Annotated in this window: 17 protein-coding genes; 8 read left to right on the forward strand and 9 right to left on the reverse strand. The window is 61.1% G+C overall.

Annotated elements, in window-relative coordinates; all coding sequences use genetic code 11:
• Positions 1-581: 581 nt before the first annotated feature.
• Entirely contained in the window at positions 582-1,019 is a 438-nt protein-coding gene (locus tag NPS29_RS14195; protein ID WP_274133348.1) for a hypothetical protein, read from the reverse strand.
• Positions 1,020-1,129: 110 nt separating this feature from the next.
• Between NPS29_RS14195 and NPS29_RS14200 the strand changes: the two genes are divergently transcribed.
• The gene (locus tag NPS29_RS14200; protein ID WP_274133349.1) at positions 1,130-1,573 is read left to right on the forward strand and encodes a universal stress protein; all 444 of its coding nucleotides are present in this window, start codon (positions 1,130-1,132) and stop codon (positions 1,571-1,573) included.
• Between the two features lie 167 nt (positions 1,574-1,740).
• Here NPS29_RS14200 and NPS29_RS14205 read toward each other — a convergent pair whose 3' ends face one another.
• Positions 1,741-3,660 (reverse strand): ATP-binding cassette domain-containing protein, encoded by a 1,920-nt coding sequence (locus NPS29_RS14205; RefSeq protein WP_274133350.1) that lies wholly within the window; start codon positions 3,658-3,660, stop codon positions 1,741-1,743.
• Between the two features lie 457 nt (positions 3,661-4,117).
• Between NPS29_RS14205 and NPS29_RS14210 the strand changes: the two genes are divergently transcribed.
• The gene (locus tag NPS29_RS14210) at positions 4,118-6,046 is read left to right on the forward strand and encodes a transglycosylase SLT domain-containing protein (RefSeq protein WP_274133351.1); all 1,929 of its coding nucleotides are present in this window, start codon (positions 4,118-4,120) and stop codon (positions 6,044-6,046) included.
• A 125-nt stretch (positions 6,047-6,171) separates the two neighbouring features.
• Here the strand turns inward: NPS29_RS14210 and NPS29_RS14215 are convergent, their stop codons facing one another.
• A complete protein-coding gene (locus NPS29_RS14215; protein ID WP_274133352.1) occupies positions 6,172-6,981 on the reverse strand; it encodes an MOSC domain-containing protein in 810 nt (269 codons plus the stop codon).
• 120 nt (positions 6,982-7,101) lie between these two features.
• Complete coding sequence (locus NPS29_RS14220; RefSeq protein ID WP_274133353.1) at positions 7,102-8,028, reverse strand: chemotaxis protein CheV; 927 nt, start codon at positions 8,026-8,028, stop codon at positions 7,102-7,104.
• Between the two features lie 532 nt (positions 8,029-8,560).
• Here NPS29_RS14220 and NPS29_RS14225 point away from each other — a divergent pair.
• From NPS29_RS14225 to NPS29_RS14235, 3 genes are all read left to right on the forward strand, one after another.
• Entirely contained in the window at positions 8,561-9,070 is a 510-nt protein-coding gene (locus NPS29_RS14225; protein WP_274133354.1) for a hypothetical protein, read from the forward strand.
• A gap of 484 nt (positions 9,071-9,554) precedes the next feature.
• On the forward strand, positions 9,555-10,445 hold the full coding sequence (locus NPS29_RS14230) for a sensor histidine kinase (protein ID WP_274133411.1): 891 nt from the start codon (positions 9,555-9,557) through the stop codon (positions 10,443-10,445).
• Positions 10,442-11,101, forward strand: coding sequence for a response regulator transcription factor (locus NPS29_RS14235; RefSeq protein WP_274133355.1), 660 nt, complete (start codon positions 10,442-10,444; stop codon positions 11,099-11,101). Before NPS29_RS14230 ends, NPS29_RS14235 begins: the two co-directional genes overlap by 4 nt.
• 283 nt (positions 11,102-11,384) lie before the next feature.
• On the opposite strand, the gene NPS29_RS14240 is transcribed toward NPS29_RS14235, so the two are convergent.
• The 5 genes from NPS29_RS14240 to NPS29_RS14260 all read right to left on the reverse strand — a co-directional run bounded on the left by NPS29_RS14240 (position 11,385) and on the right by NPS29_RS14260 (position 18,111).
• Positions 11,385-11,762: a response regulator gene (locus NPS29_RS14240; protein WP_274133356.1), complete on the reverse strand. Its 378-nt coding sequence runs from the start codon at positions 11,760-11,762 to the stop codon at positions 11,385-11,387.
• Between the two features lie 167 nt (positions 11,763-11,929).
• Positions 11,930-13,111, reverse strand: coding sequence for a hybrid sensor histidine kinase/response regulator (locus NPS29_RS14245; RefSeq protein WP_274133357.1), 1,182 nt, complete (start codon positions 13,109-13,111; stop codon positions 11,930-11,932).
• Entirely contained in the window at positions 13,105-13,734 is a 630-nt protein-coding gene (locus NPS29_RS14250; protein WP_274133358.1) for a chemotaxis protein CheB, read from the reverse strand. Before NPS29_RS14250 ends, NPS29_RS14245 begins: the two co-directional genes overlap by 7 nt.
• Entirely contained in the window at positions 13,731-14,552 is an 822-nt protein-coding gene (locus NPS29_RS14255; RefSeq protein WP_274133359.1) for a CheR family methyltransferase, read from the reverse strand. Before NPS29_RS14255 ends, NPS29_RS14250 begins: the two co-directional genes overlap by 4 nt.
• Positions 14,553-14,601: 49 nt before the next feature.
• Complete coding sequence (locus NPS29_RS14260) at positions 14,602-18,111, reverse strand: response regulator (protein WP_274133360.1); 3,510 nt, start codon at positions 18,109-18,111, stop codon at positions 14,602-14,604.
• Between the two features lie 272 nt (positions 18,112-18,383).
• Here NPS29_RS14260 and NPS29_RS14265 point away from each other — a divergent pair, with 272 nt between their 5' ends.
• The 3 genes from NPS29_RS14265 to NPS29_RS14275 all read left to right on the forward strand — a co-directional run bounded on the left by NPS29_RS14265 (position 18,384) and on the right by NPS29_RS14275 (position 20,550).
• Positions 18,384-18,746, forward strand: a complete 363-nt coding sequence (locus tag NPS29_RS14265) for a response regulator (RefSeq protein WP_274133361.1) — start codon at positions 18,384-18,386, stop codon at positions 18,744-18,746.
• The gene (locus NPS29_RS14270; RefSeq protein WP_400780577.1) at positions 18,736-20,040 is read left to right on the forward strand and encodes a glycosyltransferase; all 1,305 of its coding nucleotides are present in this window, start codon (positions 18,736-18,738) and stop codon (positions 20,038-20,040) included. The genes NPS29_RS14265 and NPS29_RS14270 overlap by 11 nt, the downstream gene beginning before the upstream one ends.
• A gap of 189 nt (positions 20,041-20,229) precedes the next feature.
• Positions 20,230-20,550 (forward strand): helix-turn-helix domain-containing protein, encoded by a 321-nt coding sequence (locus NPS29_RS14275; protein WP_274133362.1) that lies wholly within the window; start codon positions 20,230-20,232, stop codon positions 20,548-20,550.
• The last annotated feature ends 47 nt before the right edge of the window (positions 20,551-20,597 follow it).

The raw sequence follows: 20,597 nt of genomic DNA on the forward strand, positions 1-20,597 counted from the left end.
CCACGATATGGAAGCTGAACAATACGCGTCAGACGCTGAAATCCGGCAAAAAACACGACGTTTCCGTCGGTGCGACCACCAAAAGCCAGGTACCCCGTCGACACGATTCGGGCGTCTGTAAGAGCGTTCCTACGGCAAACGCTCAATTCATACGGCCGTTTGATTTGGGTGCGCCTACCTTCTGCCATATTCCAGCAATTGTCAATTCGCCAGACAGCGGGCATAAGCGGCAAATCACAGGCAAAAGACACATTTGATAAACAAGCATTCAGAAAAATGATTGCGTTCAATGTTTGCAGACGTGACTAAACGCCGGAAGCGACGACCGGCGCGCAATTCTGGAAAAAATCTGGAGGGCCGCAGCAGACAAATGCACCAATAACGTCTACATTCAGCGCACTGCGCCTCAAGACGGGTCATTTTTGCGAAAGAGTGTGAAGCAAATCTGATCAGCAGCAGCGGCCTTGCACCGCTTCTGCACCGCGATCGGGGCACCCGGAATTATCGGCCTGCCTGGCCAAACCCCAGCCCGATGTTGTTATCGGGCTTTTTAATGCCTGCGATTTGTGTCGCGCAACCTGTCAGGCCAGCGCTTTCAACACCGCGGCAATGCGCTGCAACACTTCTGTTTCACCCTTCTCGGCCCAGTACAGGGCGATCAACTGCTTGCCTGCCTCGACCTTGTAGACGTCGCCGGGCAGCGTGCGCAGATGGGCCAGCAATTGCATATCCGCACAGGGCTCGCGCCATTGATTGACCCACTCCCCCGGCGTCATTTGCCAGTAGACCCAGCTGTCGGGCTCACGGCTCGAACGGGGCCGATGGTACTGCGCACAGGGGCTTGGCGGCTCCGTAGGCAGCCAGTGCGGCCACTCCTGGGGGATCAGTTGCATGGCCAGCCCCATGCGCCGCGCTTCCATGCGCATGGCCATCCGGCCGCTCTGGGAACGGGACGGTCGCAGCCAGACCAGAGGGCTTAAAACGACAGCAACGATTGACAGCACTATCCACACCGTCATATGTCTATGCCCCTGTCGCGGGGAGCGACGTGGAAAAAACAACGGCGTGCCATGAGGCGCGTGAAAAGAGCCATAATTAAAACCATCGCAAACCTCAGAAGGAACATCCCATGTCCTATGAACATATTCTGGTAGCCGTGGACCTCACTGAAGAGTGCGATCCGGTCATCAAGAAAGCCATCAAACTGGCGGTTGCCAGCGGCGCCAAGCTGTCTCTGGTGCACATCGTCGAACCCATGGCGATGGCCTTCGGTGGCGACGTCCCCATGGATCTTTCGCAACTGCAACAGCAGCAGTTCGACCAGGCCAAGGAAAAGCTCGAAGCCCTGAAACTCAAATACCCTGACGTGCACACCGGCGACAGCCACCTCACCTACGGCCAGCCACGCCAGGAAATCCATCAACTGGCCAAGCAGCACCATGTCGACCTGATCGTGGTTGGCAGCCATGGCCGTCACGGCCTGTCGCTGCTGCTGGGCTCCACCGCCAATGACGTCCTGCACGGCGCGCCGTGCGATGTGCTGGCGGTGCGCCTGGTCAAGCGCGTGGAGTAACCTGTTTGCCCTCGTAGCAGTCCGGCTTGCCGGCGACAACGATCCTCAGGACGCCGACGCCGGCAAGCGGAGCGCCGCCCGGCCGGACTGCTACATTGCTGAGCTATCGCAACAAAAAGCCCGAGCCCTTTAGGGGGATCGGGCTTTTTTATTGCTGCGCGCGAGCGTTACTCGTCCAGCTCCGCCCAGCGCTCAACCAGTGCATCCAGCGCTTTGTTCAGCGTTTCGAGGGATGCCAGCACCTTGGCGGTTTCAGCCGCAGGGCGCTGGTAGAAACCGGCGTCGGCGATTTCGGCCTCAACGGCAGCGATCTGCTGCTCCTTGGCGTCGATTTCACCCGGCAGTGCTTCCAGCTCGCGCTGAAGCTTGTAGCTGAGTTTCTTCTTCGCTGCCGGCGCTTCGGCCACTGGCGCCGGTGCGGGCGCTACAGGGGCGACCACCGCGGAGTTGAGCTCGGCCTTGCCGGACTTGCCTTCAGTCACGCCCAGCAGGCGCGGCGAGCCGCCCTGACGGATCCAGTCCTGATAGCCACCGACGAACTCGCGCACCTTGCCCTCGCCTTCGAACACCAGGGTGCTGGTGACCACGTTGTCGAGGAATGCCCGGTCGTGGCTGACCATCAGCACGGTGCCCTTGAAGTTGGAAAGGACCTCTTCGAGCAGCTCCAGGGTTTCGACGTCCAGATCGTTGGTCGGTTCGTCGAGTACCAGCAGGTTGGCAGGCTTGCTGAACAGCTTGGCCAGCAGCAACCGTGCGCGTTCGCCACCGGACAGCGCCTTGACCGGCGTGCGGGCACGCTGCGGGCTGAACAGGAAGTCCCCCAGGTAACTCAACACGTGACGGCTCTGGCCGTCGATCTCGATGAAGTCGCGACCTTCGGAAATGTTGTCGATCACGGTCTTTTCCAGATCCAGCTGATGACGCAACTGGTCGAAATAGGCCACTTCCAGATTGGTGCCGACTTCGACCTTGCCGGTGGTCGGCGTGAGGTTGTCGAGCATCAGCTTGAGCAGCGTGGTCTTGCCGGTGCCGTTGGCACCCAGCAGACCGATGCGGTCTTCGCGCTGCAGGACCATGGAAAAGTCCTTGATAAGGGTCGGGCCACCCGGGTGCGCGAAGCTGACGTTCTCCAGCACCATCACTTGCTTGCCGGACTTCTCGGCGGTATCCAGCTGAATGTTGGCCTTGCCGGTGCGCTCGCGACGCTCGCCACGCTCCACGCGCAGGGCCTTGAGGGCACGCACGCGGCCTTCGTTGCGGGTCCGACGGGCCTTGATGCCCTGGCGAATCCACACTTCTTCCTGGGCCAGACGCTTGTCGAACAGCGCGTTGGCGGTCTCTTCGGCGGCGAGCATCGCCTCCTTGTGGACCAGGAAGCTGGCGTAGTCGCCGTTCCAGTCGATCAGGCCGCCACGGTCCAGTTCCAGGATGCGGGTGGCCAGGTTCTGCAGGAAGGAACGGTCGTGGGTGATGAACAGCACCGCCCCCTGGAACTCCTTCAGGGCCTCTTCGAGCCAGGCGATCGCGCCGATGTCCAGGTGGTTGGTCGGCTCGTCGAGCAGCAGCAGATCGGGCTCGGCCACCAGCGCCTGGGCCAGCAGCACCCGACGGCGCCAGCCACCGGACAGCTCGGCCAGGGTCTTGTCCGCCGGCAACTGCAGGCGGCTCAGGGTGCTGTCGACCAGTTGCTGCAGGCGCCAGCCGTCGCGGGCCTCGAGGTCCGACTGCACGTGCATCAGCTTGTCGAGGTCTTCAGCGGTAACGATGTTCTGGCTCAGGTGGTGATATTCGGCCAACAGGGCGCCAACGCCGTCCAGGCCTTCGGCCACGACGTCGAACACGGTACGGCCATCGGCCACCGGCAACTCCTGGGGCAGTTCGCCTATCTTCAGCCCAGGCGCCCGCCAGACACTGCCGTCATCGGGCAATTGCACGCCCTTGACCAGCTTCATCATGCTGGACTTGCCAGTACCGTTACGACCGATGATGCAGACCCGCTCACCACGGGCGATCTGCCAGGACACCTTGTCCAACAACGGCATGGCGCCGAACGCAAGGGACACATCGCTTAATTTGAGCAGGGTCATGAGCTTCTCCAAAAACCGGGCGCGCATTCTACCTGAGATGGAGGGGTGATTGGGCGGGATTCGATGATGGGTTTGGGGGTAGGCTTGGAATCGGTACTTTGATGCCCTGCGGGCCTGATCGCGAGCAAGCTCACTCCTACATCTTTTGCAACGTACCATCGCCTGATAGACCGTGTTGCTAGCCCCGGCGCCCGGCGCGAGGTCTCCGGCATTTCACGAAGACTGCGCACTCGGTCCATCAGAATGCGGCACGTTGCAACAAATGTAGGAGTGAGCTTGCTCGCGATAAGGCCCAAAGGGCATCAGAGTAAGAATCCCAACCCATCACCTCATCCACACCCCCCAACTGCAAGCAATTGTTTCCACACCCCACCCTTCAACACCTTTGCCCTTCAACCCACGCTGGCAAAAGGCTAAGCTAGCGGCACTTTTCACGGTTCATCTGCACGGAAGTCTCATGCGCAGTCGTTTGTTCAGCCTTTTGTCCTGCCTGCTTCTGTCGGCCACCGCAGCCCAGTCTGTCCACGCGGTGGATCTTGCGACCCAACGCCAGTACTACGATCAAGCCAAACGTGCCCTGGCCAAGGGCGATGCCGGTCCGTACCGCATGTACGGCGCGGCGCTGGCCGATTACCCGCTGGAGCCTTACCTGGCCTATGACGAACTCACCGCGCGCCTGAACAGCGCCAGCAACGAGGAAGTCGAACGGTTCCTGGCCGAACACGGTGACCTGCCCCAGGCCAACTTCATGAAGTTGCGCTGGCTGCGCCTGCTGGCGTCCCGGGGTGACTGGCAGCCCTTCGTCAAGTACTACGACCCGAAACTCAATTTCGTCGAACTGGACTGCCTCAACGGCAGCTACCAACTCAGTCACAACCTGCGCTCGGAAGGCTACGCCAACGCCGAGCGCATCTGGATGACCGGCAAGACCCTGCCAACCGCCTGCGACACCTTCTTCACCCAGTGGGCGGTAGAGGGCCAGTTGACCGAGCAGAAACGCTGGCAGCGCGCCAAGCTGGCCGCCCAGGCACGCAACTACGCGCTGGCCAACCAACTGGTCAACAGCATGACCACCCTTGCGCCTCAGGGTCGCCTGCTGATCGCCGTCGCGCAAAAACCCGAAATGGTCAACAACCAGGCCCAGTTCCTGCCGGCTGACGAGGCCATGTCCGACGTGGTCGGCCTGGGCCTGCGCCGCCTGGCCAAACAGGACCCGCAGCGGGCGATGGAACTGCTCGACAGCTACTCGCCCGTGCTGCGTTTCTCCCATGAAGAGCAGGTGCAGATCGCCAAGGAAATCGGCCTGACCCTCGCCCGCAGCTACGATGACCGTGCCCTGGGCCTGATGACCAAGTACGACCCGGACCTGCGCGACAACACCGTCACCGAATGGCGCCTGCGCCTGTTGCTGCGCCTGGGCCGTTGGGGCGATGCCTACGAACTGACCCGGCGCCTGCCCCAGGACCTGGCCACCACCAACCGCTGGCGCTATTGGCAGGCTCGCTCCCTGGAGCTGTCGCAGCCCAACAACCCGCAGTTGCCGGCGCTGTACAAGGCCGTGTCCCGGGAGCGTGATTTCTACGGTTTCCTCGCCGCCGACCGTACCCAGACGCCGTACATGCTCAACAACAAGCCGTTGATGCTCAGCCAGGCCACCATCAACAAGGTGCGCAATACACCGGGCGTGCGCCGTGCGCTGGAGTTCTACGAGCGTGGCGAAGTGGTCAATGGCCGTCGCGAGTGGTATCACGTGACACGCCGTTTCACCCGTGACGAGATGGTCGCCCAGGCCAAGCTGGCCTACGACATGCGCTGGTACTTCCCGGCCATTCGCACCATCAGCCAGGCGCAGTACTGGGACGACCTGGACATCCGCTTCCCGATGGCCCACCGCGATACCCTGGTGCGCGAGGCGCAAGTGCGCGGCCTGCATTCGAGCTGGGTGTTCGCCATCACCCGTCAGGAAAGCGCCTTCATGGACGACGCCCGTTCAGGTGTCGGCGCAAGCGGTCTGATGCAGCTGATGCCGGCCACAGCCAAGGAAACTGCGCGCAAGTTCAGCATCCCGCTGGCCTCCCCGGCGCAGGTGCTGGATCCGGACAAGAACATCCAGTTGGGTGCGGCGTACCTGAGCCAGGTCCATGCGCAGTTCAACGGCAACCGGGTACTCGCCTCGGCCGCCTACAACGCCGGCCCCGGCCGCGTGCGGCAGTGGCTCAAGGGCGCCAACCACCTGGCGTTCGATGTCTGGGTCGAGAGCATCCCGTTCGACGAAACCCGCCAGTACGTGCAGAACGTGCTGTCGTATGCAGTGATCTACGGGCAGAAACTCAACGCGCCACAGCCGCTGGTTGACTGGCACGAGCGTTTTTTCGACGATTTGTAACGTCACTCTGTGGGAGCGGGCTAGCCCGCGAAAGCGATGGGTCAGACAACATCGCGGCGCAAGCCTCTCCCTCTTCGCGGGCTAGCCCGCTCCCACAGATGTTGGGCGCAAGCCAGGGACGTCAGCTACTCCAACACCTCAACCGGCATCCCCACCTCGAGCGTGCCGGGCCCGTCATTGACCATGTTCTGCCCAAACCACACCTCGCCCTCTTTCTCCCGATAGGTCTTGAGCGTGCTCAGCGGCTCACGGTCCTCGCTGCGCGCACCGGTGGCCGGGTCGATGGTGGTGAGGATGCAGCGCGAGCAGCCCTTGAGCAGACGAAACTCCATGTCACCGATGCGAATGCGTTTCCAGCCGTCTTCGGCGAAAGCTTCGCTGCCCTCGACCACCAGGTTCGGACGGAAACGCAGCATCTCCTGAGGTCGGCCGATTTTCGCCGACAGGTCGTCCAGCGAAGCCTGACCAATCAGCAGCAGCGGAAAACCATCGGCAAAGCCGACCTTGTCATCCACAGTGCCATAGCCTGAGGGCAGCCAGCGCGCACGTGCGTGGGGGATGTGCACCATGCGGGTCGGCTTGCCGATGAACTCGCTGACCCACTGCGCCGCTTCATCGCCGGCATCGGGCACGCGCAGGGTGTCGCGCCAGACGGTGACGCCGCGCAGGTTGGCCTCGACGTCGTCAGGCAGCGCGACGTCCAGTGGCGAGGTGCCCGGGGCCGAGAGGGTCACCCCGCCCCGAGCATTCCACAACACCGACAGCTGCGACATGTGCGGCAAGGCGCGCTGGGTGAAGAAGCGGCCAGTGGCTTCATCCACGAGCATCCAGCGTCGATCCCCGCTCAACCCCAGCTCGTCGAAACTGGCCTGTTGCAGAGGCTCCGCCTTGCAGGATTTGAGGGGATACCGATAGAGCGCGCTAAGGTGCAGCATGAAAGCGTCCTTGAAGTGACGAAGCGGGAAGCCCCCACTTTATACGAGCCATCACCTTCGCGAACGGTACAGATACAAAAAAGCCCCTCCATACAGCGAGGGGCCTGAAACCCTGGTGACTCAGTTGTCGAGCATCAGACGCTCGCGCACCACATCCACCAGCTTGTCCGGCTGGAACTTGGACAGGAAGTTGTCGCAGCCGACCTTCTTGACCATCGATTCGTTGAAGCTCCCCGACAACGACGTATGCAGCACCACATAGAGTCCGCGCAGCCGCGGGTCGTTGCGAATCTCGGTGGTCAGGCGGTAACCGTCCATTTCCGGCATCTCGGCATCGGTGAAGACCATCAGCAGCTTGTCGGTCACCACCTCGCCGCTGTCCGCCCAGCCCTTGAGCATGTTCAACGCCTTGAGGCCGTCACTGGCCACGTGCATTTTCACGCCCAACTGACCCAGCGTATCGCGCAACTGCGACAACGCCACATTGGAGTCATCGACCAGCAGGACTTCACGACCGCGAGCGCGCGCCAGCACCGGATCATCGAGCTTGTCGCGGGACACCTTGGCGCTGTAGGGCACGATCTCCGCGAGCACTTTCTCGACGTCGATGATTTCGACCAGTTGGTCGTCGACCTTGCTGATCGCCGTGAGGTAATGCTGGCGCCCGGCACTGCCCGGCGGCGGCAGGATCGCCTCCCAGTTCATGTTGACGATGCGGTCCACGCCGCCGACCAGGAACGCCTGGACCGAGCGGTTGTACTCGGTGACGATGATGGTGCTCGACGGGCCCGGAACCAGCGGGCGCATGCCGATCGCCTGGGACAGGTCGATCACCGGCAGCGTCTGGCCGCGCAGGTTGACCACGCCGCAGACGTACGGGTGGCGCTGCGGCATCAGGGTCAGCTTGGGCAGTTGCAGCACTTCCTGAACCTTGAACACGTTGATCGCGAACAGTTGTCGACCTGCCAGGCGAAACATGAGAATTTCCAGGCGGTTCTCACCCACCAGCTGTGTACGTTGATCTACCGTGTCGAGAATGCCAGCCATCTGTTGCTCCTGGAGCAGGGTTCAAGTGAGTCCGCATAGCCATTATCGGCAGCAGCTGCGCAAACCTGAGTCAGAAGATAAGCGCCTTACGCCGTATTTGATATCACATTAACATCATGTTCTACTGAGAAATATCCCGACCCGGGAAATCATCGACTATAGTGGCTCTTAGCCGCACTCTTTCTGCACCCTCGGAGAAACCCCTAGGGGCATTCCTTATCCGCCATCGGGGCAAACCTGATATTCGCGGTATCTAATTGCCATTATTGTGACGGCATTCTCATTGAATGAATGGAGTCAGATACGTGGTCGCGCTCGCGGAATCCCTCGATCCCCCCGTAAGAACAGTGATAACGGACCGCCAGATCCGACCTGCGACACGAGGAGTTGCGCAAGATCGCGTCTCGTTGGCTGCAAGAAAATTGAGAATTTCAGAAACGCCCTACAGACTTTTAATTGCCTTCAACATTAACTTTGGGCCACTCGCCCCCGGCGACTCTGGATCGCCCGCCATGAAGAGTGGAGATTTCACATGCTGAACGGCAATGAATGGCATCAACTGCACGGTGATTTTCTCAACGACGGCCAACGCCTGCTGGATCGCGCGGACGAATGCCTGAGCCACCTGGAACTGATCAACGACGACAAGGACGCCATCGAAGCCCTGCTCGGCGTCCTGCAACGCATCGCCGGCCTGGCCGACGCTGCCAGCGTGGCGCCGGTCGCGGGTTTCTCCCGACAGTTGCGCTATCTGCTGTATTTCGCAGGCGCCACCGGGCGTTTGCAGCCCAAGGCACTGGTGTCGCTGCGCCAGTGCCTGTCGCTGTTGTCGTGGCAGATCGAGCTGATCGACCCCGTCACGGGCCTCTTGCCGCTGGACGATCAGGAGCAGCACGAACTGCTTGAACAGTTTGGCTGCTGCTGCGGCATCGGTACCCTCGAAAACAGCAATACCGTCACCGTCGACTGGCCCGTTACCCTCAAATTAGTGCATCGCGAACCGCCCCCAGACGAGCACGTCGGCCACACCGGCGCACGCTGACCCTTTTCAGTCTCGACGCTGCCGGCATGTCACCAACCTGGACGACATGCCTGAAAACGACAATTGATCTTCACCATCACTGGAACATGGCCAAACGCGACATGCCTGCAACTTCCTCCTTGCCTCGCGACGCGGCAAGCGGCACGCTGAAGTTCTGAAGCAGGACACCCCTATTGTTGCCGGGCTTTTCCAACTCCAATAATTAGCACCATCGTTCCACCGTCAGATCCTGACTAATCGGACAAATACCTTGCTGGTCTTATTTACACTCAAGGCTTATTAACGTCAGCATTTAAGGTAAGATCGGCGCCCGCGAATGAACGCCGAAAGTGTTTACGCGCATTACCGTTGTTGAACGTCGACCCCAGATTTTTTGTATACACGTAACAGGCCAGCAGCTGTGCTTCATTCTGTTGACCTCCTTAAGTGGCCTGACAACTATTGCTCAGGTATCCGCAACAATAATCCGATGGCTTCATCCGCTATGCATGGCAGCAACAGTATTTCCAGGTCCTGGGCCTTGGGCTCGAACAAAGCATTACGATGGGCAGCACTCTCGTGCCTGGCAGCAAGCGCATGCAATGTCGGCGTTTACCTTTTCGGCAACGGCCTGCCATGGGGCCTGCTGGTGCTCAACGTCCTGGTTTTCCTGAGCATTGGCTACAGCATCAGCCGTCCCAGCCACACCATCGAGTTTCAGCCTCAGGAACTGGCGCAGCATATGCTCCAGGTCCAGGAGACCGAACGCCATCGCCTGAGCCGCGAGTTGCACGACGACATCGGCCAGATGCTGACCGCAGCGAAGATGCAGAGCGACTGGCTGCAACGCCGGGCCGCCCAGGACCTGCACCCTCAGTGCGCCATGCTCAACAACATTCTGGACGAGACCCTGGCCAAGGTTCGGGACGTGTCGGCCATTCTGAATCCGCGCCAACTGACCAGCCTGGGTCTTGAAGCCAGCCTGCGCGAACACCTGCTGCGCACGCTGGCCGACACCTCGATCCTCTGGAGCCTGGAGTGCCATCAGCGCCTGGCGGGAATCCCCGAGGAGATGGCCGTCGCGGCGTTTCGCATCACCCAGGAAGCCGTGACCAACATGCTGCGCCACGCCCAGGCCCGCAATCTGCTGGTGCGGATTCAGCGCCGTCCCGAAGGCCTGGCGTTGAGCGTATCGGACGATGGCCTGGGGTTCTCCCCGGCCAGCAACCCTGGCCAGCAAGGCCAGCGCGGCATGGCGGGCATGATCGAACGCGCGACGCTGCTGGGCGGCCACCTGACCGTAGACAGCCAGCCCGGCCACGGCACTCATATCCAAGCCCTGTTCCCCTGGGCGCCCCGCGCCCGCGAACGCGCTGACATAAGTAAGCATTCATGATCTGCAATCTTCTTCTGGTCGATGACCACGCCCTGATCCGCGCGGGGGTACGCGCACTGGTGTCTGACATTCCCGGTTACCAGGTCATCGGCGAAGCCGCCGATGGCGCGCAATTGCTGGAAATGACCCTGGACCTGAAACCCGACATCATCCTGCTGGACATCTCGATGCGAGACAGCAACGGCCTGGATGCGCTCGAACGCCTGCACAAGGCACTGCCGGACAGCAAGGTGCTGATCCTGTCGATGCACACCGATCCGCAGATGATCATGCGCGCACTGGAAAGCGGCGCCCACGGCTACCTGCTCAAGGATGCCACTGCCACCGAGATCGAGCAGGCACTGGAAGCGCTGCGCAACGACGAGCGCTACCTGAGCCCCGCCATTGCCCACACGGTGATCAACCAGGCACTGGTCAGCGCCCAGAACACCAGGGCGGAACCGGTGGAGAACCACAACCTCACGGCTCGCCAACTGGAGATCCTGCGCCTGATCGTGCGCGGCAAATCCACCCGCGAAATCGCCAACGGCCTGAGCCTGAGCGTCAAGACCGTCGAAACTCACCGCTCCCAGATCATGAAACGCCTGCAGATCTACGACGTTGCGGGCCTGGTCCTGTTCTGCGTCCGGGAACGCATCATCAGCCTGGACGATTGACCGGCCCGCACGCCGACACCGCCATCGTCCTGCCCTGTAGCAGCACGGCTTGCCGGCGGGCGATTTCAAGGACGCCGTCGCGGGCAAGCGCGCTCCTACAGGATTGGGGCCAGGCACAGAGACCGCGTTGCTACGGGAAGGTGGCGTGTTTTAGGTGTTGATTCAAGTGCGCGATGGCTCAGGCGGCGCAGAGTGCGACGTCAAGGCGCCAGCCGACGCGGAGCGTCAAAACCGGCATTCCCACGCGGAGCGTGGGAACGATCAAAACAACGATCAATAACAACTAATTGAGCAACCGCTGGATCTGCGCATGCAAGCTGTCCATTGTGAACGGCTTGGCCAGAATCGGCGCCTTGCGCGCAATCGGACTGCCTGACTCGACAATCTCCGCCGGATACCCACTGATGAAGATGACCTTGAGCTCCGGTCGCAGCTTGACCGCGGGCTCGGCGATCATCACACCCGACACACCGCCCGGCAGGCGATAGTCAGTGATCATCAGATCCAGGTGAGGTTTGGTGGCGAGGATTTCGAATGCCTGCTCACCGTTCTCCGCCTGCAACACCCGATACCCTTCTCCGGACAGATAGTCGGAGAGCAGCATCAGAATCAGCGGCTCGTCTTCGACGATCAGTACGACATTTTCTGCATCAGAGCTCATTGGGACGCCTTCGATCTTGTAAATAGCTGCCATTACGACCATGGCCCGCGCTGGAGGTTGCGCAGAAAAATCAGTTATTTACCTCAGCGGTCATGACAGATCGAAGCGAGCGCGCTGGCAACCTGACGGCAGCGCTCTGGCCCGATGTTTCCGGTGCCCGAAGGCGTTCAAAGCGGCAGGCTGATGCGGAACATCGAACCCTTGCCCTCTTCGCTTTCCACCGTGATCGAACCCCCGTGGGCGGCGACGATCTGATCAGAAATGAACAGGCCAAGCCCCAGCCCCGCAACCACATGGCTGGCCGACACCCGCTCGAATTGCTGAAAGATCCGTTTCTGGTTCTCGGGACTGATGCCGATGCCCTGGTCGCGAATTTCCACACGCGCCTCGTTACCCTCGCAGTACACCCGAACCTCGATGGGCTTATGGGCGCCGTATCGCAGGGCGTTGGTCAGCAGATTGGCCACCACTTGCTCAAGGCGGAACTCGTCCCACACCCCGATCACCGGCTCGCTGGCATGCAGGGTCACCACGCTTTCGGCGGCGGCGATCTGCGCCCCGTAGCTTTCCAGCAGGTTGACCACCAGCTCCGACAGGTCGAACGCGGTGGTGCGGATCGACAGTTTGCCGGTACGGATACGCGATACGTCGAGCATGTCCTCGATCAGGCGAATCAGGCTCTGGATCTGCCGTTCATCGCGCTCGACCATGGCCTTGAGCTTGTCCATGGTGAACGCCGACGCGTTGTCCTTGGCCAGGTGCAACTTGCGCAACTGGGTTTCGAGAATCAACCCGTTGAGCGGCGTACGCACTTCATGGGACACGATGGACATGAAATCGTCGCGCATGCGGATCGCGTGCTCGAGTTCATTCTGCGTCGACTTGAGCTCACGCAGCAGCGCCTCCTGCTCCTGGCGGCTGCGTTCCAGTTCCTCGACCTGTTGCTTCATGGCCTTGCGCTGGCGGTACAGGTCGACGAATACGTTGACCTTGCTCTTGACCGCATGGATATCCAGCGGCTTGTGCAGGAAGTCCACCGCGCCACTTTCATAACCCTTGAACGCGTAGTTGTACTCGCGTGCGGCGGCGCTGACGAAAATGATCGGGATACTCTTGGTCTTCTCGGTGCTGCGCATCAGCTCGGCCAGTTCGAAACCGTCCATGCCCGGCATCTGCACATCGAGAATCGCCATGGCGAATTCGTGCTCCAGCAGCAGCGACAACGCCTCGACGGCGGTCTGCGCCTTGAAGACCTGGCGGTCCTCGCGCTTGATGAGCGCTTCAAGGGCCAACAGGTTTTCCGGCAGATCGTCGACGATCAGCAGTTTGGCAGTGGTTTCAGTCAGCATGCAATTCGTTCCAGCTCAACCAACAACCGCCCGATATCGGGCAAGGGCAAGAGAAAATCAGGTGTGCGCAGGGCCAGCGCGGCATCAGGCATGGTACGTACCAGCGCGCTGGCCGGGTCCTGGACTACGGTAAGACCACCGTACTCCTTGATTCGTGCCATGCCCTGCGCACCATCGTTGTTGGCACCGGTCAGCAATACCCCCGCAAGCCTGGAATCGTAAGCATCGGCGGCCGATTCGAAGAGGATATCGATGCTCGGACGCGAGAAGAAAACCCGCTCTTCCTGGCTCAGCGACAGGCTCAGGTCGGCCTCCACAGAAAGGTGATAACCGGGCCCGGCGAAATAGAGTGTGCCCGGCGCGATGGGTTCCTTGTCGGCCGCTTCTTTTACCGGGATCGGCACATGGGCGCTGAACACATCGGCCAACAGGCTGCGGCGCTCATCGGGCAGGTGCAGGACGGTAATGATCGGCAAGCGATAGCCCTTGGGCAACAGGCGGAAAATCTTCAGCAAGGCCTCGACACCGCCAGCGGAGGCGCCTACCACGATGGCATCGACCGCTGGCAACGCGGGCCTGTCTACACCTGCATCGGCATCGGCGCCGGGAAAGGACGTTCTCATGATTTGCGGTAGATCCGTTCCTGCTTGACCAGAGGCTCGAACCGGTCCTTGAAGTCTGAAAAATCCAGAGTTTCCTTGCTGCCCAGCACCAGGAAGCCCCGGTGGCCCAGGGATTCGTGAAACAGCCCGAATGCCCGGTTCTGAAGCTTCTTGTTGAAGTAGATCAGCACATTGCGACACGAGATCAATTGTGTTTCGGAAAACACGCTGTCGGTGGCCAGGCTATGGTCGGCGAAGGTCACGTTTTCCCGCAGCGTCTTGTCGAAGATCGCATAGTCGTAAGCTTCAGTGTAGTACTCGGAAAACCGCCGCTTGCCGCCCGCCTTGAGGTAGTTCTCGTTGTACACGCGCACGTTCTCCATGGAGTAGATGCCTTGTTTGGCCTTCTCCAGGGACGCGGGGTTGATGTCGGTGGCATAGATGATGGTGCGGTCGAGCAGGCCTTCTTCGCGCAGCAGGATCGCCATCGAATAGACCTCCTCCCCGGTGCTGCACCCGGCAATCCAGATCTTCAACGACGGGTAGGTCTTGAGCAGCGGCACCACTTCGTGGCGGATCGCCAGGAAATGCGTCGGGTCGCGAAACATCTCGCTGACCGGAATCGTCAGGAATTGCAGCAGTTGCATGAACGCCGAAGGGTCGTGCAGCACCCGCTCCTGCAACGCCGAAATGGTCTTGACCTCGAACTGACGCAACGCATGGCCGACGCGTCGCTTGATCGACGCGCCGGAGTAGTCACGAAAGTCGTAGCTGTATTTCAGGTAGATCGCCTCGATCAGCAAGCGCAATTCAATGTCTATGTTTCGCTCAAGGGCCATCAGTAAAACCTGGTCTTTCTACGGGCGTGATCCAGTTGATCGAATCCATTCAGATACGTTCCATTTTTGGCAACCACACACGAATCAGCGAGAACAGCCGGTCCAGGTCGATGGGTTTGGCCAGGTAGTCATTGGAGCCTGCTGCCAGGCAGCGCTCCTGATCGTCCTTCATGGCCTTGGCGGTGACGGCGATGATCGGCAGTTTGCGCCAGCGCGGGTCCTTGCGGATTTCAATGGTGGCTTCGTAACCGTCCATTTCCGGCATCATCACGTCCATCAGCACCAGGTCGATGTCATCAACCGCCTTGAGCCTTTCGATGGCCTCAAGGCCGTTGCGGCCGACCTCGACCACGGCGCCCTTGTGCTCCAGCGCGCTGGTCAGGGCGAAGATGTTGCGCACGTCGTCGTCCACCACCAGGATCTTGCGCCCCTCGAACACGCGGTCGCGGCTGCGGGCGGTCTTGAGCATTTTCTGGCGCTCGTTGGACAACTGCGATTCGACCTTGTGCAGGAACAGCGTCACCTCGTCGAGCAGGCGCTCCGGTGAGCGCGCGCCCTTGATGATGATGGTGCGCGAATACTTGAGCAGCTCGGCCTCTTCCTCGCGGGTCAGGTTGCGACCGGTGTACACGATGACCGGCGGGAACGAGCAGATCTCGTCGGTGGACATGCGTTTGAGCAGGTCATTGCCGAGCATGTCCGGCAGTTTCAGGTCGATGATCATGCAGTCGTAGGCGTTTTCGCGCAGCAGCTCAAGGGCGTCCTGAGCGAAACCCACGGCGGTGATTTCGATGTCATCGTCGCCGATCAGCCGGGCAATGCTGTCGCGTTGCAGGGCATCGTCCTCCACCAGCAGGATGCGCTTGACCTTCTGCGTGAGCTTGGCTTCGAGACGTGCGAAGACGTCTTTCAACTCTTCACGGGTGGTCGGCTTGACCGCGTAGCCAATGGCGCCCATTTGCAGCGCCGCTTCCTGGCGATCCTCGACGGAAATCACGTGCACCGGAATGTGCCGGGTGCTTGGCATTTCCTTCAGGCGCTGCAGGACCGTCAGCCCGGAATGGTCAGGCAGGCGCATGTCCAGCAGGATGGCATCCGGCATGAAGGCCGACGCCAGCTCGAAGCCCTCGTCGGCGGCATGGGCCACCAAGCAGTGATAGCCCAGCTCGTGGGCCAGGTCGTAGAGGATATGGGCAAAACGCACCTCGTCCTCGATCACCAGAATGCAGCGCTTGGTGAACGGCACCTTGTCACGGTCATCGGCAAAGCGCGGGATCGGCTCGGCGTCCGGCGCGGCAGTGGCAACAACCTGCGCTTCGCGCGCAGGAGCAGCCGGCGCGGGAGCCGGCGCCGATGCCACAGGTGCAGTCTGCGCAGGCAGCGGCGTGGCGTCCTCGGCATACTGCTCAGGCATGACCAGGGTAAACACGCTGCCCTGCCCCGGCGTACTGGTGACGGAAATCGAACCGCCCAGCAGATGGGCAAGGTCACGGGAAATCGAAAGGCCCAGGCCGGTGCCGCCGAAACGCCGGTTGGTGGTGCCGTCGGCCTGGTGGAAGGCCTCGAAAATGATCTGCTGTTGATGCTCGGCGATGCCGATGCCCGAATCGCGCACGGTGAAGGCAATGCCCCCGCCCGGCTGGCCCGACACCGTCAGGCTGACGGCGCCGGTGTCGGTGAACTTGACGGCGTTGGACAGCAGGTTCTTGAGCACCTGCTCCAGACGCTGGCGGTCGGTGTACAGCGCAACCGGCGTGCCAGGCTGGACCTCCACCGAGAACTGCAGGTGCTTGTCGGCGGCCAGCGGTTCGAAGGTCATGCGCAGGCTGTCGACCAGGCGGCTGATGCTGGCGTTTTCCGGGCGTACGTCGAGCTTGCCGGCCTCGACCTTGGCGATGTCGAGAATGTCATTGATCAGATTCAGCAGGTCGTTGCCGGCCGAGTAGATCGACTCGGCGAACACCACCTGTTCGTTGGTGAGGTTTTCCTGCGGGTTTTCCGCCAGCAACTTGGCCAGGATCAACGAACTGTTGAGTGGCGTGCGCAGCTCGTGGGACATGTTGGCGAGGAATTCGGACTTGTACTTGCTCGAACGCTGAAGCTCGTCGGCACGGGCCTGGAGTTCGACCTGGGCGATGCTCAGCTCCTCATTGTTGCGATCCAGCGCATCACGCTGGTCGGCCAGCGCCCGGCTCTGTTCGGCCAGTTGCTCGTTGGTCTGTTCAAGCTCCACCTGCTGGGTTTCCAGATGGGCCTGAGACTCCTTGAGGATCCGCGACTGCTCTTCGAGCTCTTCGTTGGCGGTGCGCAGTTCTTCCTGCTGGACCTGCAATTCTTCGTTGAGCTGCTGGGTTTCGGCCAACACTTCCTGAAGACGTTGACGGTAGCGCGCCGCCTCGATCGAGGTGCCGACGTTTTCGGCCACCAGTTTCAGGAACTCGAGGTCGCGCGGCGTCAGCTCGCGCAGGAAGCCCAACTCCACCACACCATTGACCTGGTCATCGTTGCGGGTCGGGACCACGGCGACGCTGCGCGGCGAGCCTTCCCCCAGGCCGGACGTGACCTTGAAGTAATCGGGCGGGAGGTCGTCCAGGGTGATGATCTGGTTCTGCTCGGCGGCCTTGCCGACCATGCCTTCGCCGCTGAAGATCGACTGTTCCTGGAGTTCCTGCTGGCGGGAGAAACCATAGGAGGCAACGCGCAACAGCCCCCCGTGCTCCTGGCGAACGTAAACCGCCGCAACCACCGCGCCCAGGTAATGGGCAAAGAAATGCAGCACGTTGCGCCCCAGCAGGTTCAGGGTCAGTTGCCCGATCACCTGCTCGGCCAGCTCACTCTGCCCGTTGCGCAGCCAGGCCACGTGCGCCAGGCGCTCGGCGTCTTCCTGTTGGGCCTTGAAGTAAGCGGCGTAACTTTGCGAGAGCGCCGACATGTCGCGGCGACCGACCCAGGCCAACACCCCGCTGACCAGCAGGATGAAGGCGATGTACACCGATACGGTCCAGATCGTAGTGCGCGTCACGTCGGCGTTGCGGCTAAGACGCAACTGATGCTCCACCGCTTCGGCCTGGTCGTACTGCTCGCGAATTTCGTCGGTCAGGCGCTTGCCCTTGCGCGTCTGCACGGCGGTGATGTAATCGCCGTTGTTGCGCCGCAGGTCAATCATCTCTTGGGCGAAGTCATTCCAGGTGTTCTGCAGGGCGGCCAGGCGCTTGAGGCGGTCGACCTGATCCGGGTTGTCCGCCACCAGCTCTTCGAGCCCGATCAATTCTGCCGTGATCCCTGGTTTGGCGACTTCGTAGGGATCCAGGAAGCGCTCGTCGCCGGTCAGCAGGTAACCGCGCATGCCGGTTTCCATGTCAATCGACAGTTTGAGCGAGCGGTTGATGTTGTTGATGACCCGGTCGGTGTGCTCCACCCACTGGATGGCAGACAGCAGGTAGCTGATCAGGACGACGAAGAACACCGCACTCAGTACGCCGACCCCCAAGGGTAGACCGACGTTACGGCTCAACAGCTTGCGAAAACGTTGCTCATCGACTGCAGAGGTTTGGATCATCGCAAAAGGCCCGGGCAAATTCGTCTAAACGACGGAGTGTGCCGCAATCGTCGGCAAAAAACTCCAGTTTCTGACACACAAGGTAGAACATTCCCACCTTCGGTCAGGCGCAAAAGTATGACTACTATACGTTTGAATGATTTTATCTCGCCACCACACTCAATTGAATTGTGTCGTTGACGCTTAGAACTTGTCACAATCGCTGGCCTAATTGTTTAGCAGATCGGGCATCAATCGCCCGGTCCGGCGCCCTCATGCTCAAGGAAATTTTCATGTCCGACCCAGCCAGCACGATCCTGGTGGTTGAAGATGACAGCATCGTCCGCATGCTGATCGTCGACGTTCTCGAAGAGCTCGAATTCAATGTGCTCGAGGCCGCCGATGGCGGCGAAGCCCTGGCGTTTCTGCAAGACCAGACCAAGGCCATCGACCTGCTGATGACCGACCAGGGCCTGCCCGACATGCCGGGCACTGACCTGGCGCGCAAAGCGGCCGACCTGCGCCCTGCCCTGCCGATCCTGTTCGCCAGCGGCTACGCGGAAAACATCGACACTCCGCCAGGCACCCACCTGATCGGCAAACCCTTTTCCATCGACCAGTTGCGCGACAAAGTGAACAGCATCCTTGGCCAGTGACTCTCCCTCCCGGACCCGCCACACCCACGTCCTGATCATCGGCTACGTGTGGCCCGAACCTCGCTCGTCGGCGGCCAGCGGGCATGTCATGCAATTGATCGACTGTTTTCTCGCGCAAGGCTGGCAGATTACCTTCGCCAGCCCCGCCACCGAAGGCGAGCACAAGGCCGACCTTGCGGCACTGGGCATCACCGAAGTGGCGATCAAGCTCAATGACAGCAGCTTCGACACCTTCATCAGCGATCTTCAGCCTGATGTCGTGCTGTTCGATCAATACGTGATGCAGGAACAGTTCGGCTGGCGAGTGGAGACCCACTGCCCCAATGCCGTGCGGGTACTGGAAACCTCCGACCTGCAGAGCATGCGTCACACCCGCCACCAACTGGTCAAGGATCTGCTGCAAGGCAAGCCGGATGCCGAGCTGAACGATTACTTCGCGATGTCACGGGACAACCTGTTCTCGCACATGGCCGGGACCGACATCGCCCAGCGGGAAATCGCCGCCATCTACCGCAGCGACCTGAGCCTGATGGTCTCGGACATGGAGATCGAGCTTCTGACGCGGCAATTCGGCATGTCCGAGTCTTTGCTGCTCTGGGCCCCGCTGCTGGTGCACGATGTACCAAGCCAGGGCAAGCCGTTCGATGAGCGCGCGCACTTCCTGACCATCGGCAACTTTCGCCACGCGCCCAACTGGGACGCCGTTCTCTGGCTGAAAAACGCAATCTGGCCACTGATCCGCCAGCAATTGCCGACGGCCCAGGTGCACGTCTACGGTGCCTACACCCCGCCCAAGGCCACCGCGCTGCATAACGCCGCCCAGGGTTTCCACATCATGAACTGGGCCGAAGATGCGTTCCAGGTGATGTCCGCGGCCAGGGTGTCACTGGCGCCGATCCGTTTCGGTGCCGGCATCAAGGGCAAGATCATGGACGCCATGGCCTGCGGCACGCCAAGCGTCACCACGCCGATCGGCGCCGAAGCCATGTACGGCGACCTGCCATTCCCCGGCGCCATCGCCACCGACGCCCAGGGCCTGGCCGACGCAGCCGTACGCCTGTATCAGGACCAGACCCTGTGGGAACAGGCGCAACGCGCAGGCTGGCGAGTGCTCGACGAGCGATTCCGCTTCCAGCGCCACTGCGCAACGCTGATCGAGCGCATCGAACAGATCCGCGACAACCTGCAGGCCCACCGCACCGCCAACTTCACCGGCGCCATGCTGCGCCACCATCAGCACAAGAGCACGCAGTACATGGCGCAGTGGATCGAGGCGAAGAATCGCACCCACTGAGCCCGTCAGCGGGCCTGAAACACTCGCGCTTGCATCACGTAACAGTTCCCCAATGGCACTCATGACCCCAGCCCCGGATAGTCACCGTCCTGGGCTGTCGTCGTGACCGCGACAGGTTGACTTGATACCCATATAGGTATAATTCAATCATAATCATGGCCGCGCAATCCCATTGGGAAGGACTGAAACATGACTGAAATCGAACACGGCAGCGGCAATGTCTACGCCGACCTGGGCCTGCCCGACGCAGGCGAAATGCTGGTCAAGGCCCAACTGGCGGCGAAGATCGGCAGTATTCTCAAGGCCAGGCACCTGACCCAGGCGCAGGCCGCCGAAATCCTCGGGATGCCGCAGCCCAAAGTGTCGGGGATGCTCCGGGGGCAGTTTCGCGGAATCAGTGAAACGAAAATGATCGACTGTCTGGCCCGTCTGGGCCGTGATGTGCAGATCGTGGTGAAGGCGGCGCCACGCTCACGCAAGGAAGGTCGGGTCCAGGTGGTGTTCGTTTGAGAACCCGACTGTTCTCGATCCTGTAAATGGTGCACATTAAGGCCTTG

Source organism: Pseudomonas putida (assembly GCF_028682175.1).
Lineage (GTDB): Bacteria > Pseudomonadota > Gammaproteobacteria > Pseudomonadales > Pseudomonadaceae > Aquipseudomonas > Aquipseudomonas putida_AD.

Excerpts from the sequence above, each read along its gene's own strand:
- NPS29_RS14195 (WP_274133348.1), bottom strand. The coding sequence starts at position 1,019 with ATGACGGTGTGGATAGTGCTGTCAATCGTTGCTGTCGTTTTAAGCCCT.
- NPS29_RS14200 (WP_274133349.1), top strand. The coding sequence starts at position 1,130 with ATGTCCTATGAACATATTCTGGTAGCCGTGGACCTCACTGAAGAGTGC.
- NPS29_RS14205 (WP_274133350.1), bottom strand. The coding sequence starts at position 3,660 with ATGACCCTGCTCAAATTAAGCGATGTGTCCCTTGCGTTCGGCGCCATG.
- NPS29_RS14210 (WP_274133351.1), top strand. The coding sequence starts at position 4,118 with ATGCGCAGTCGTTTGTTCAGCCTTTTGTCCTGCCTGCTTCTGTCGGCC.
- NPS29_RS14215 (WP_274133352.1), bottom strand. The coding sequence starts at position 6,981 with ATGCTGCACCTTAGCGCGCTCTATCGGTATCCCCTCAAATCCTGCAAG.
- NPS29_RS14220 (WP_274133353.1), bottom strand. The coding sequence starts at position 8,028 with ATGGCTGGCATTCTCGACACGGTAGATCAACGTACACAGCTGGTGGGT.
- NPS29_RS14225 (WP_274133354.1), top strand. The coding sequence starts at position 8,561 with ATGCTGAACGGCAATGAATGGCATCAACTGCACGGTGATTTTCTCAAC.
- NPS29_RS14230 (WP_274133411.1), top strand. The coding sequence starts at position 9,555 with ATGCATGGCAGCAACAGTATTTCCAGGTCCTGGGCCTTGGGCTCGAAC.
- NPS29_RS14235 (WP_274133355.1), top strand. The coding sequence starts at position 10,442 with ATGATCTGCAATCTTCTTCTGGTCGATGACCACGCCCTGATCCGCGCG.
- NPS29_RS14240 (WP_274133356.1), bottom strand. The coding sequence starts at position 11,762 with ATGAGCTCTGATGCAGAAAATGTCGTACTGATCGTCGAAGACGAGCCG.
- NPS29_RS14245 (WP_274133357.1), bottom strand. The coding sequence starts at position 13,111 with ATGCTGACTGAAACCACTGCCAAACTGCTGATCGTCGACGATCTGCCG.
- NPS29_RS14250 (WP_274133358.1), bottom strand. The coding sequence starts at position 13,734 with ATGAGAACGTCCTTTCCCGGCGCCGATGCCGATGCAGGTGTAGACAGG.
- NPS29_RS14255 (WP_274133359.1), bottom strand. The coding sequence starts at position 14,552 with ATGGCCCTTGAGCGAAACATAGACATTGAATTGCGCTTGCTGATCGAG.
- NPS29_RS14260 (WP_274133360.1), bottom strand. The coding sequence starts at position 18,111 with ATGATCCAAACCTCTGCAGTCGATGAGCAACGTTTTCGCAAGCTGTTG.
- NPS29_RS14265 (WP_274133361.1), top strand. The coding sequence starts at position 18,384 with ATGTCCGACCCAGCCAGCACGATCCTGGTGGTTGAAGATGACAGCATC.
- NPS29_RS14275 (WP_274133362.1), top strand. The coding sequence starts at position 20,230 with ATGACTGAAATCGAACACGGCAGCGGCAATGTCTACGCCGACCTGGGC.